This is a genomic window from Flavobacterium faecale (assembly GCF_003076455.1).
Classification (GTDB): Bacteria; Bacteroidota; Bacteroidia; order Flavobacteriales; family Flavobacteriaceae; genus Flavobacterium; species Flavobacterium faecale.
In genome coordinates this window covers 2,723,035-2,735,532 of sequence record NZ_CP020918.1, presented here as the reverse complement: position 1 = coordinate 2,735,532, position 12,498 = coordinate 2,723,035, and the positions used below count along the sequence as shown (strand labels likewise).

General features: G+C 36.6%; 9 protein-coding genes. 6 read left to right on the top strand and 3 right to left on the bottom strand.

The features are described from left to right. Positions 1-94: 94 nt before the first annotated feature. The 3 genes from FFWV33_RS11720 (at position 95) to FFWV33_RS11710 (ending at position 2,002) form a co-directional block, all read left to right on the top strand. Positions 95-658: a TetR/AcrR family transcriptional regulator gene (locus tag FFWV33_RS11720; RefSeq protein ID WP_108741066.1), complete on the top strand. Its 564-nt coding sequence runs from the start codon at positions 95-97 to the stop codon at positions 656-658. 68 nt (positions 659-726) lie between these two features. Further along, positions 727-1,275 carry a carboxymuconolactone decarboxylase family protein gene (locus tag FFWV33_RS11715; protein WP_108741065.1) on the top strand — a complete coding sequence of 183 codons (549 nt, stop codon included), beginning with the start codon at positions 727-729 and terminating at the stop codon, positions 1,273-1,275. Between the two features lie 64 nt (positions 1,276-1,339). Beyond that, a complete protein-coding gene (locus tag FFWV33_RS11710; protein WP_108741064.1) occupies positions 1,340-2,002 on the top strand; it encodes a haloacid dehalogenase type II in 663 nt (220 codons plus the stop codon). A gap of 68 nt (positions 2,003-2,070) precedes the next feature. Here the strand turns inward: FFWV33_RS11710 and FFWV33_RS11705 are convergent, their stop codons facing one another. Further along, positions 2,071-2,409 (bottom strand): hypothetical protein, encoded by a 339-nt coding sequence (locus tag FFWV33_RS11705; RefSeq protein ID WP_159086012.1) that lies wholly within the window; start codon positions 2,407-2,409, stop codon positions 2,071-2,073. Between the two features lie 498 nt (positions 2,410-2,907). On the opposite strand from FFWV33_RS11705, the gene FFWV33_RS11700 reads away from it, so the two are divergent. Both FFWV33_RS11700 and FFWV33_RS11695 read left to right on the top strand, forming a co-directional pair. Then, positions 2,908-3,684, top strand: coding sequence for an XRE family transcriptional regulator (locus FFWV33_RS11700; RefSeq protein ID WP_108741062.1), 777 nt, complete (start codon positions 2,908-2,910; stop codon positions 3,682-3,684). Positions 3,685-4,005: 321 nt separating this feature from the next. Beyond that, positions 4,006-5,373 (top strand): exonuclease domain-containing protein, encoded by a 1,368-nt coding sequence (locus FFWV33_RS11695; protein ID WP_108741061.1) that lies wholly within the window; start codon positions 4,006-4,008, stop codon positions 5,371-5,373. A gap of 70 nt (positions 5,374-5,443) precedes the next feature. On the opposite strand, the gene FFWV33_RS11690 is transcribed toward FFWV33_RS11695, so the two are convergent. After that, complete coding sequence (locus FFWV33_RS11690; protein ID WP_108741060.1) at positions 5,444-6,034, bottom strand: 5'-methylthioadenosine/S-adenosylhomocysteine nucleosidase family protein; 591 nt, start codon at positions 6,032-6,034, stop codon at positions 5,444-5,446. A 337-nt stretch (positions 6,035-6,371) separates the two neighbouring features. After that, positions 6,372-7,565, bottom strand: a complete 1,194-nt coding sequence (gene sucC, locus FFWV33_RS11685) for an ADP-forming succinate--CoA ligase subunit beta (protein WP_108742538.1) — start codon at positions 7,563-7,565, stop codon at positions 6,372-6,374. Between the two features lie 418 nt (positions 7,566-7,983). On the opposite strand from sucC, the gene gltB reads away from it, so the two are divergent. After that, positions 7,984-12,498 (top strand): glutamate synthase large subunit, encoded by a 4,515-nt coding sequence (gltB, locus tag FFWV33_RS11680; protein ID WP_108741059.1) that lies wholly within the window; start codon positions 7,984-7,986, stop codon positions 12,496-12,498.

Below are 12,498 nucleotides of genomic sequence, written 5' to 3'. Positions count from 1 at the left end.
GCATTCGATACCAAAAAGAAAAATGTTAATCTTATCCAAAATATTTTTCTATTTCAAAGCACTTGCTTAGCTTTGTACCGTAGTTAAGAAATAGATGGCTAGAAAGAAACAATATATTGAAGAAGAAGTAATCGAAAAAGCAATGTCGCTATTTTGGCGCAATGGCTACGAAAATACTTCTGTGCGTATGTTGGAGCAAGAAATGGGTATCAATCAGTTCTCAATTTACGCTAGTTTTGGAAACAAAGAAGGTGTTTTTTTAGAAAGTCTGAAAGCCTACAAAAAGCAAATTAGAACCATTACTGATGTTCTGGAACAATCTAACAACGGTATTCAAGGTATAAAGGATTATTTTTATGCTTTTCTACCTTTTTCGAAAGAAGGAACACTACGCAAAGGCTGTTTGGTAACCAACACAGTCAATGAAATTGCTGATAAACCAGAGGATGTTATTCGAAAAGAATTACTATTATTTTTTGGTTTTGTGATTGATTTATTTCAGAAAAACTTAGCACAAGAGGCTAATAAAAGTCCTGAAATGATTGAGAAACAAGCAAACTATCTTGGCGGCTGCATGTTGGGCTTGTCAATGTCTAGCAAAATGATGAACGAAAAACAATTAGAAGATTACATTGAAACGATTTTTACGAATCTGTAACCTTTTTTTTAATCTAAAACTAAGCGAATGCTTAGCTATATAAATAAATTAATATTAAAACAATAATTATGAGTACATTAAAAATTCACACGATCGAGTCTGCACCAGAAAAAAGTAAAGCATTACTAGAAAAATCATTAAAAGCATACGGAATGGTTCCTAACCTACACGGAGTTTTGGCTGAATCACCTAGTATATTAGAAGGATACCAAGTTTTACACGAATTATTTGTAAATTCATCTTTCAATAATGACGAATTAACGGTTGTATGGCAAACGATCAATGTTGAGCACGAATGTCACTATTGCGTACCTGCACATACAGGGATTGCACACAGCATGAAGGTAGACGCTGCCATCACTGACGCATTGCGTAACAGAACAGCTATGCCAAATGATAAATTACAAGCATTACACGTATTTACACTTGCAATGGTAAGAGACCGTGGCTATGTATCTACAGCAGATCTTGACGCATTTTATGCTGCAGGATACGAGCAAAAACATGTTTTGGAAGTAATTTTGGGATTGTCTCAAAAAGTAATTAGTAACTATGTAAACCACGTAGCAGCTACTCCAGTTGATCCTGCATTTGCACAATTTGCTTGGAAAAAATAATCATATACCCTGAAAAGGCAAGATACTACGGCATCTTGTCTTTTTTAATCTAAAAATAAGAACGATGCAAAAAACAATCGCGTTTGATATTTATGGCACCTTGATCGATACCGAAGACGTCTTGACCACCTTGCAAACATACCTAAAAGAACAGGCAAATGTTGTGATGGAAACTTGGCGAAACAAGCAATTGGAGTACTCGTTTAGGCGTGGCTTAATGAATTCGTACGTTGATTTTTCAGTTTGCACATCAAATGCTTTGGACTACGCTTGTTTAAAACACAAAACACCATTAACTGCAGATCAAAAGAAGACTTTGCTTGAAGAGTATAAAAAGCTACCCGTTTTTAGCGACGTAGTAACCACTTTGCAAAGATTGAAACAAGAAAATTGTCAATTGATCGCTTTTTCAAATGGTTCGAAAGGGGCGCTGACTGAGTTGCTAACCAATGCAAACATTCTACAGCTTTTTGACAAAGTAGTTAGCGTTGAAGATGTTCAATCGTTCAAACCTAGTCCGGTCGTGTATGCACACCTGCTCACCGAGGCAGCATCAAAAATAGAAAATACTTGGTTGATTTCGAGCAATCCATTTGATATCACTGGGGCCTCTTATTTCGGATTGAATACCATTTGGGTTCAACGCACAGACGGAAGTATTTTTGATCCGTGGGAAATACAACCCACGACTATAGTTGCAAATCTAAACGACATAAAATTTATTTAGAAACCAAAAAATCCTAAGCAGTACTACTACAGCTTAGGATTTTTTTTGATTAAAGGACAAATTTCAGTTTACGACTGAAAGCTGATATCAAATATATAATCTGTATCATTTGATAATTCATTTGTGCTTAATCGTTTATAATTCAAACTTTCCATAATAAAAGCATTCAGTTCGTCATTGTCTGTATTGGTTTCTAGCACTACAATTTCATTGCTTGCATTGATTCTAAACCGTACTTTGACCACTGTCGCTTCATCGAGTTGGTTGTAATACGATTTTGGTTGCAATAGCGTTGCTAACTCGCTATATATTTTGCTGTACGTTTTTTTCGGCTTCATTGAACTTGCAGATACAAATGCCGTACACATCAATAAAACAACTACAAGAGATAAGGTTACTTTTTTCATAATTTAATTCTTTACGTGTTACTTTCTTTTATTTTTTCGGGTCAAAAGTACAGTGATTACCCGTTCCAAAAATCATTTGCAACCGACCTTAACGCAATCGTAAAACAGTTTCCTTTTCGAAAAAAAACAAACTTCGTAACGATCTGTTTTTAAAAATATATAGGCCCTACTTTTATTTTCGAAAGGCCAATTATTAAGCAACAAATTTGGCAGAAGTATGAGAATCAATCATAAAAAATACTTCTACCCTACTTAACCATCCGATAACTTCAATGATCATTTTGAATTGATTTGCGATGAAACATTTTCTAGCGTAACGCAAAACCTAGCCACCACCCCAAAAACCTAGCATCTTTGAGCGGTTGTGCTAAATTAACTTTGGCTCCAATTGTAAACCTCTCTGTATCTTCATGCTAAAAATAATATCCATTAAAAATTTTAACACAGATTAGAACATTTTTTACTATATTTGTTGTTACAAATTATAACAAAGCCGTTATGTCCTTATTTTCAGATAATATTAGAGCCTTGCGAGTGAGACACAATATCTCGCAAGAAAAAGTAGCTACAAGCCTTATGATTACAAGGGGGCGCTATGTAAAATACGAAGATGGAACCTCAGAAGCTCCGTATGAAATTCTGAAGAAAATCGCTCAGTATTATCAAATGAGTATCGACTTATTACTGTCTGTTGATATTCGGAAAATTGATGTCAATGAATTGCTTAAACTCGAAAACAACCGCTTGGTCCTACCCATTCAAGTGGATCAAATGGGCGAAAACTGTATCGAAGTCGTTACACAAAAAGTAAAAGCGGGTTACCTTAACGGCTATGCCGATCCCGAATACATTGAGCAATTGCAGCAAATCTCGCTACCGTTTTTGGGCGTGGGTAAATACCGTGGTTTTCCGGTGGAAGGTGATTCAATGCCACCGCACCAAAATGGCGATATCATTGTGGGCCGCTATGTAGAGCAATTGGGCGAAATATTAGGTGGAAGAACCTACATCATCATCACCCGAACAGAAGGAATGGTGTACAAGCGATTGAACACAAACAAACAAAATACATTGACGGTTTCCTCAGACAATTATTTCTATCCACCGTATGAGGTCAAAGCATCTGATATTTTGGAAATTTGGGAGTACCAATGTAGCATCGCACGTTCTGACAAAAAAACAGAAGAGCTAGAAAGTACCACCATCAAGAACATGTTTGTCGAACTCAAAAAGGATATTTTAGAGGTAAAAAAGAACATTGGATTATCAACATAGCTTTTTATATAGCCTCGTGAATTTATTTAAATCAAGTTGTTACACCCCAATTAAGCATAATAAACCATAAAATGTCCACTTTGCATACTTCAAAAATATAGTAGAGGATTTCGGCAAATCAATTTATGCTATGCTGGATAACACTGCTTGAGGTGCATGTGCCTCCTGATTACAAGACCAAAAACCGATAGTCAAAAATCAAAATGACCATTGATCAAATTAATTTCCATAGATAAAATTCTTCTAATCTGAATTATCTCTGGTAAAAAAACAGAAGCGAAATACTATACACTATCTCGCCTCAACACTATTTAAATTCCAATGAAAAAGCAAGAATACGCCATTGTAGATATTGAGACCACTGGAGGAAATGCTACACACAGTCGCATTACCGAGATCGCTATTATCATACACGATGGTGAAAAAGTTATCGACCGATGGGAATCCTTAGTAAATCCCGAAAAAGAAATTCCGCCCGCCATATTTGCCTTAACCGGAATCACAAACGAAATGGTCGCGAAGGCACCTGTATTTGATTTTATTTCGAATAAAGTGTTGGACATGCTGACCGATCGCGTTTTTGTGGCACACAATGTCAACTTTGATTATTCGTTCGTGCGCCATGAGTTAGAAAAATCAGGACTAAAATGGACTGCCAAAAAACTGTGTACCGTACGAGCGTCTAGAAAAATAAGACCAGGGCTTCTTTCTTATAGTTTAGGTCGCCTTTGTGATTCATTAGACATCAATCTTGACAATCGCCACCGTGCAGGAGGAGATGCCGATGCCACTGCTATTTTATTTTCTCGATTACTTGAATGGGATACTGAAGGCGAAATTTCGAAAATGATAAAAAAAACGGCACCCGATCAGCGTTTACCTCCAAACCTTCCGCCTGAAGATTTTGAGCAATTACCCGAAAAGCCAGGTATCTATTATTTTTACAATAAATTACGTAAAGTAGTCTATGTTGGAAAAGCAGTAAATCTCAAAAAAAGAGTAGCTTCGCACTTTACCGGTCATAAAATAACACCCCAAAGACAAAATTTTTTAAGAGACATACACGCCATTTCGTTTGAAATTTGCGCTACCGAATTGATTGCATTGTTATTGGAGGCTAGCGAAATCAAAAAATTATGGCCGATACACAACAAAGCCTTAAAACGATTTGAAGCCAAATATGGTTTGTTGGAATATGAAGCAAGAAATGGTTACCGTTACTTAGCCGTTGGGAAACTTAGTAAAAATCAAAATTGTTTGGAGACTTTCAATTCCCTACATGACGGCATTACCAAATTGCGAGAACTGGCAGAGAAATTTGAAATCGATCACCGATTCTGCAAGTATGGAATGGGCGAAAGTCCGTTTGCTACCTCCACCACAGACTTACCCGAGATGACCCAGCACAACCAAAAAATTACCGAAGCCTTGGACTTTTATCTTAACAACAGAGCTACTTTTGCCCTTATCGACAAAGGTCGTACTGAAGAAGAATACAGTTGCGTTTGGGTTGAAAAAGGTCACTTTTATGGTATGGGATATTTAACCAATGATATTCCGATCACTGAAGCAGATGAAATGAAAGAACAACTCACACGTTATCCATCAAGTTATTATACGGTACAAGTTATCGCTGCCTTTGCCCAAAAATACCCGAGTAAATTATTGGTATTGCAAAACCAAGACTAGCGGTTTGTGCGGTTGCGTCCTTTTTATTTCATTCGAAAAAAATAACTTTTCTATAATTAAGATAAAGAGACTACTGTGCTCCTAAATCAAAAATAGCACCAAATGCAACCGCCGCTTTGTGTACCAAAACAGGCCAATCTTCAGCAGCATTATCATCGGCACCGTCTGAGATATATTTGAGACACAAAAACGGAATACCTTCTTTTTTGGCAATCATTGCTAAGGCATACGCCTCCATGTCTACTAGATTGTACAACGAGGCGGCGTGGCTCATTTCAAAATTATCACCCGTACCACAAATTCCGTTTGGCAAACCCTCTTTTTGCATACCATACGGCAATACCACGGGTCCTTCGGCAAAAGGTGTTTCGTATAGTGCGTATCCAAGACCGCGCACATCCATGTCGCGTTGCACAAATTGCGTGCAGCAAACCACATCACCCTTAGCAAAATAATTGCTTCCTGCCGAACCCAAGTTCACAATCAAATCTGGTTTTTGAGTTGTTATTCTTTTGGTCAGTTCGTAGCTCGCATTCACCTTCCCTATTCCCGTAAACAAAGTATTCATGTTGTCAAAAACCTTTGCGGCCTCCATCTCTAGTGCAAAAACAAACAGCACATTATCTATCGAAAAAGAAAAATCTTGGTTAATCGTAATCATATGTTAGTATCAGAATGAGTTTTTCTAAAAATAAAAAAGCAAACTTACGGATTATTAAGTAGTCCAATAAAAACTAAAAGCAATAACATTGATAACATTGTCCTATTACCCACTGGATGCAATCGAAAATCAAACGCTGCAGCAAAACGACAGTTGATTTAAAAAAGAAAATGATTGTTATTTGGTATACATCTCAAACCATTCAGATCACAAAATCAAAAATAGGCCAAACATCAAATCACCTTTTAGCTTAATTTAAGACAAAAAAAAATCCCGAGCAACTACTCGGGATTTATATTGGGTTGAAATTAGATAACTAATTTCGATAATTTTTCAATTAAGAAAGAGCAGCTTTTACTTGGTCAGCAGCTTCTTGGAATTCTACCGCAGAAAGAATTGGCATACCAGAATTATCAATTAATTCTTTTGCAATTCCAGCGTTAGTTCCTTGCAAACGTACGATGATTGGCACTCTAATAGCATCTCCCATGTTTTTGTAAGCATCAACAACACCTTGAGCAACACGGTCACAACGAACGATACCACCAAAAATGTTAATCAAAATTGCTTTTACGTTTGGATCTTTTAAGATGATACGGAAAGCCGTTTCAACACGTTTAGCATCAGCAGTTCCACCTACGTCTAAGAAGTTAGCAGGCTCAAAACCAGCATATTTAATTAAATCCATAGTTGCCATTGCAAGACCTGCACCGTTTACCATACATCCAACAGTACCGTCAAGATCTACGTAGTTCAATCCTACTTCTTTAGCTTCTACTTCGATTGGGTTCTCTTCACGTACGTCACGCATTTCAGCGATTTTTACTTGTCTGTACAAAGCGTTATCATCGATATCAACTTTTGCATCAACTGCTAAGATTTTATCATCAGACGTTTTTAATACAGGGTTGATTTCGAACATAGATGCATCAGAACCGATATATGCTTTGTATAAAGCGTCGATGAATTTCACCATTTCTTTCAATGCATTCCCAGAAAGACCTAAGTTGAAAGCAATTTTTCTAGCTTGAAAACCTTGCAATCCAACAGTAGGGTCAATTTCTTCTGTGAAGATTAAATGTGGTGTGTGTTCTGCAACTTCTTCAATGTCCATACCACCTTCAGTAGAATACATGATCATATTACGACCTGTACCTCTATTTAATAATACAGAAACATAAAATTCAGAAACTTCACTTTCACCTGGATAGTATACATCCTCAGCTACTAAAATTTTGTGTACTTTTTTACCTTCAGCAGATGTTTGAGGTGTTACCAATTGCATTCCGATGATTTCACCTGCAATTTTTTCTACTTCTGCTAAGTTTTTAGCAAGCTTCACTCCTCCACCTTTTCCACGTCCACCTGCGTGAACTTGAGCTTTAATAACGTGCCATCCTGTACCGGTCTCAGCAGTTAATTGTTTTGCAGCAGCAACAGCTTCAGCCGCGTTATTAGCTACTATTCCGCGTTGAATGCGAACTCCGTAACTAGCAAGAATTTCTTTACCTTGATATTCGTGTATGTTCATAATATAGATTTTATCTGGACTCTGAATTTGTTTCAGAATAAATAAGTGCCACAAAAGTAACAAAATACAACTTAAGAGAGAAATATTTTTATACTTTAAAAATCATTTATTTTTGAACAAATGTTAAAATAAATGATTGGCCTTTTTATATTCGAAAATGATAAAAAAATTCTTTGTTTTTGCCCTCATTACGCTTCTTAAATTTGAGTCAAAAATCACAAATTTGTCATAAAATGTTCAAAAGTCCCTTTTAAATTCGAGACTAATTATCATTTTACCAATTCAAAGCATAAAAATACCGCATATTGACAAATATCACCTTCTTTTATGATTTTACTATAAAAATATAGCTTAAAGCCTGATTTTAGCTTATTATATACAATGAAATCTTTATTTTTGTAAAAAAAAATTATCAAGCATGAAACTTAAAAAACAAGGCCTTTATTTGCCAGAATTTGAGCATGAAAATTGTGGAGCTGGTTTTATTTGTAACCTAAAGGGGGAGAAAACAAATCAAATTATACATGACGCATTAGAAATTCTAGTAAAACTAGAGCACCGTGGTGGTGTTAGTGCTGACGGAAAAACAGGAGATGGAGCTGGACTATTAATTGACATACCGCATGAGTACTTCAATAGAGTTTGTGACTTTAGCCTACCTGCTGCACGTGAGTATGCTGTTGGAATGGTATTTTTACCTAAAATCAAAAACCAATACGTTTTTTGTAAAGACATATTTGAAAAAGAAATCAAAGCACAAGGACTTACCGTTTTAGGTTGGAGAGAAGTGCCTGTTGATTCTACTCAATTAGGTGAAATTGCATTGGCATCTGAGCCTGCGATTGAGCAACTGTTTATTGGAAAAACGGAAACTATTGATGAAGCTAGTTTTAAAGCTAAATTATATGCTGCACGTAAAATTGCTGAGCATACAGTTTTAAATTCGAAAATTTCACAAAGTGATTATTTCTACGTTCCAAGTTTATCGACTACAACCTTAATATACAAGGGTATTATCATGCCCGAAGATATTGGACCTTATTATACCGACTTACAACAAACGGATTTAGTAACTCGTTTGGCGTTGGTACACCAACGTTTCTCTACTAATACAATGCCAACATGGGAATTGGCTCAACCGTTTCGCTTTATGTGTCAAAATGGTGAGATCAATACTTTGCGTGGTAACGTGAGTAGAATGCGTGTACGTGAAGAAATCATGAAAAGTGATGTCTTTGGACCACAAATCGAAAAATTATTCCCTATCATCCTTCCTGGGAAATCAGATTCTGCTTCTATGGATATGGTGGTGGAATTACTAACACATACCGGAAGATCTTTGCCAGAGGTTATGATGATGATGATCCCTGAAGCATGGGAGAAACACAAAACCATGTCTGACGAAAGAAAAGCATTCTATGAGTACAATGCTTGTATCATGGAGCCATGGGATGGACCAGCGTCTGTACCTTTCTCAGATGGTGATTATATTGGAGCATTACTTGACCGTAATGGTTTACGTCCTTCTCGTTACACGGTTACAAAAAGCGGAAAATTAATCATGGCATCTGAAATTGGTGTTGTTGAAGTAGATCCTGCTGATGTTGAAAGCCATGGTAGATTGGAACCAGGAAAAATGTTCTTGGTAGACATGAACGAAGGTCGTATCATTAATGATATGGAGATCAAAAGTAAAATCGTTTCTGAAAGACCATACCAAGAATGGTTGAAACAGTACCGTTTGAACCTGAAAGATGTTCCAACAACGACTATTGCATGTCCAATTGAAACTATAGATTTAAAAACAAGAGAACGTTTATTCAACTATACTCTAGAAGATATCCAAGAGATGATCGTTCCTATGGCGCAAGCAGGAAAAGAAGCTTTGGGTTCTATGGGTATTGATACACCGCTTGCTGTTTTATCTGATAGACCACAATTAATTCCTAACTACTTCAAACAATTATTTGCTCAAGTTACCAATCCTCCTTTGGATGGTATTCGTGAAGAAATTGTTACCGATATTAGTTTGGCATTGGGTCAAGACAGAAACATCTTTGACATTTCTAGCAAGCAATGTAGAAAATTAAGAATTCAGAATCCAGTGATCTCTAATGACGATTTAGAGAAAATTAGAAATATTGATATCGATAATTTCAAAGCAGAAACAGTTGAAATTCTTTATGCAAAAGATAAAGGATTGAATGGTTTAGAAAATGCTTTGGACAACATTATCATCCAAATTACAAAAGCATTAGAAAGAGGAACTAACTTAATTATCTTATCTGATAGAGGTGTAAATAAGGAGTTCGCTCCTATTCCTGCCTTGTTAGCTTGTTCTTATGTAAACCACCAAATGAACCGTTTGCGCAAGCGTTCGTATTTTGATATCATTATCGAATCGGCTGAACCACGTGAACCACATCATTTTGCAACTTTATTTGGATACGGAGCATCTGCGATCAATCCTTATATGGTGAACGAAATTATTCGTGTACAAGTACAAGAAGGTTTCATTACAAATATCAGCGAACAAAAAGCAGTTGACAACTTCAACAAAGCAATTGGTTCTGGTATTTTGAAAATCATGAACAAAATCGGAATCTCGACTTTACATTCGTATAGAGGTTCTCAAATTTTCGAAATCGTAGGTTTCAACTCTAAATTTGTTGAAAAATATTTCCCTTACACAGCTTCAAGAATTGAAGGTATTGGATTGTACGAAATTGAAAAAGAAATCAACGAAAGATACCAATACGCCTACCCAGATGTTTTAGTACCAAACCGTTTAGGATTAAACATTGGTGGTGAATACAGATGGAGACGTAATGGAGAACGTCACATGTTTAACCCTGTTACTGTTGCCAAATTGCAACAAGCAGTACGTTTGAGTGACCAAGATAGTTATGATGTGTATGCTAAAACGGTAAATGATCAAGCTACAAGTTTAATGACGATTCGTGGATTATTCGAATTTGATAACTTAGACCCTATTCCGTTGGACGAAGTAGAACCATGGACAGACATCGTAAAACGTTTTAAAACGGGAGCAATGTCATACGGATCTATCTCTAGAGAAGCACACGAAAACTTAGCTATCGCAATGAACCGTATTGGAGGAAAATCCAATTCTGGTGAAGGTGGAGAAGATAGAAAACGTTTCCAACCAGATGTAAATGGTGACAGTCGTAACTCGGCTATCAAACAAGTAGCGTCAGGACGTTTTGGAGTAACTTCTCACTACTTGTCTAGTGCAAAAGAGATTCAAATTAAAATGGCTCAAGGTGCAAAACCTGGAGAAGGTGGACAATTACCAGGTGAAAAAGTATTGCCTTGGATAGCAGAAGCACGTAACTCAACTCCATTTGTTGGATTGATTTCGCCTCCACCACACCACGATATTTACTCAATTGAAGATTTAGCACAATTAATCTTTGACTTGAAAAATGCTAACAGAGAAGCTCGTATCAATGTGAAATTGGTTTCTGAAGTTGGTGTTGGTACTATTGCTGCGGGTGTTGCAAAAGCAAAAGCAGATGTTGTACTTATTGCTGGTTATGATGGTGGAACTGGAGCATCTCCATTAACATCGTTAAAACACGCAGGTCTTCCTTGGGAACTTGGATTGGCAGAAGCGCAACAAACATTAGTATTAAACAATTTAAGAAGTCGTATTGTTGTAGAATGTGATGGCCAATTGAAAACTGGACGTGACGTAGCTATTGCTTGTCTATTAGGTGCTGAAGAATTTGGTTTTGCAACTGCCCCACTTGTAGCTTCTGGATGTATCATGATGCGTAAATGTCACTTGAACACTTGCCCTGTAGGTATTGCAACTCAAGATAAAACGTTGCGTAAAAACTTTAAAGGAACTCCTGAGCACGTTATTAACTTCTTCTACTATGTTGCAGAAGAATTAAGAGGTATCATGGCTTCATTAGGTTTCAGAACTATGGAAGAAATGATTGGGCAAACGCATAAAATCAATTCTAACAAAGCGATTACACATTACAAAGCAAGAGGTTTAGATTTATCTTCTATCTTACACAGACCAGATTCTTATAAGTATCTAACGGTAAGAAACACAGAGAAACAAGATCATAACTTAGAGAATGTTTTGGATTTCCAAATCCTGAAAGATTCACACCGTGCTTTATACAGAAAAGAAAAAATGACTTTGGATTACCCAATCAGCAATATCAACAGATCTGTTGGAGCTATTGTAAGTAACGAAATTTCAAAAATATACGGTCACTTAGGTTTACCTGAGGATACTTTAAACATTAACTTCACAGGATCTGCAGGTCAAAGTTTAGGAGCGTTTAGTGCTCATGGATTGACTTTTACTGTTGAAGGAAATACAAATGATTATTTAGGTAAAGGTTTATCTGGAGCTAAATTAATCATCAAAAAACCAGCTACAGCTACGTTTGTTGCTGCTGATAACATCATCGTTGGAAACGTTTGTTTGTTTGGAGCGGTTGAAGGTCAAGCTTTCATCAACGGTATTGCAGGAGAACGTTTTGCAGTTCGTAACTCCGGAGCTACTGCGGTAGTTGAGGGTGTGGGTGATCACGGTTGTGAGTACATGACAGGTGGTAAAGTAGTTGTCCTTGGTAAAACAGGAAGAAACTTTGCAGCTGGTATGAGTGGTGGTATCGCTTATATCTATGATCCTGAAAATAAATTTAAAAATGGTCTTTGTAATACAGAAACTATTGAATTTGAAGCAATCGAAGGAGACGAAGCAGATGAATTGAAACAATTAATCGAGAAACACGTTCTGTACACTAACAGTGCAAGAGGAACTGAATTATTGAGCGATTGGAACGTAAGCTTAGAAAATTTTGTAAAAGTAATGCCTACTGAATACAAAAAAGCGCTTAAACGTTTAGAGACTGAAGAACAAATGGTAGAAGAATTAACAGCATAG

Excerpts from the sequence above, each read along its gene's own strand:
- FFWV33_RS11720 (WP_108741066.1), top strand. The coding sequence starts at position 95 with ATGGCTAGAAAGAAACAATATATTGAAGAAGAAGTAATCGAAAAAGCA.
- FFWV33_RS11715 (WP_108741065.1), top strand. The coding sequence starts at position 727 with ATGAGTACATTAAAAATTCACACGATCGAGTCTGCACCAGAAAAAAGT.
- FFWV33_RS11710 (WP_108741064.1), top strand. The coding sequence starts at position 1,340 with ATGCAAAAAACAATCGCGTTTGATATTTATGGCACCTTGATCGATACC.
- FFWV33_RS11705 (WP_159086012.1), bottom strand. The coding sequence starts at position 2,409 with ATGAAAAAAGTAACCTTATCTCTTGTAGTTGTTTTATTGATGTGTACG.
- FFWV33_RS11700 (WP_108741062.1), top strand. The coding sequence starts at position 2,908 with ATGTCCTTATTTTCAGATAATATTAGAGCCTTGCGAGTGAGACACAAT.
- FFWV33_RS11695 (WP_108741061.1), top strand. The coding sequence starts at position 4,006 with ATGAAAAAGCAAGAATACGCCATTGTAGATATTGAGACCACTGGAGGA.
- FFWV33_RS11690 (WP_108741060.1), bottom strand. The coding sequence starts at position 6,034 with ATGATTACGATTAACCAAGATTTTTCTTTTTCGATAGATAATGTGCTG.
- sucC (WP_108742538.1), bottom strand. The coding sequence starts at position 7,565 with ATGAACATACACGAATATCAAGGTAAAGAAATTCTTGCTAGTTACGGA.
- gltB (WP_108741059.1), top strand. The coding sequence starts at position 7,984 with ATGAAACTTAAAAAACAAGGCCTTTATTTGCCAGAATTTGAGCATGAA.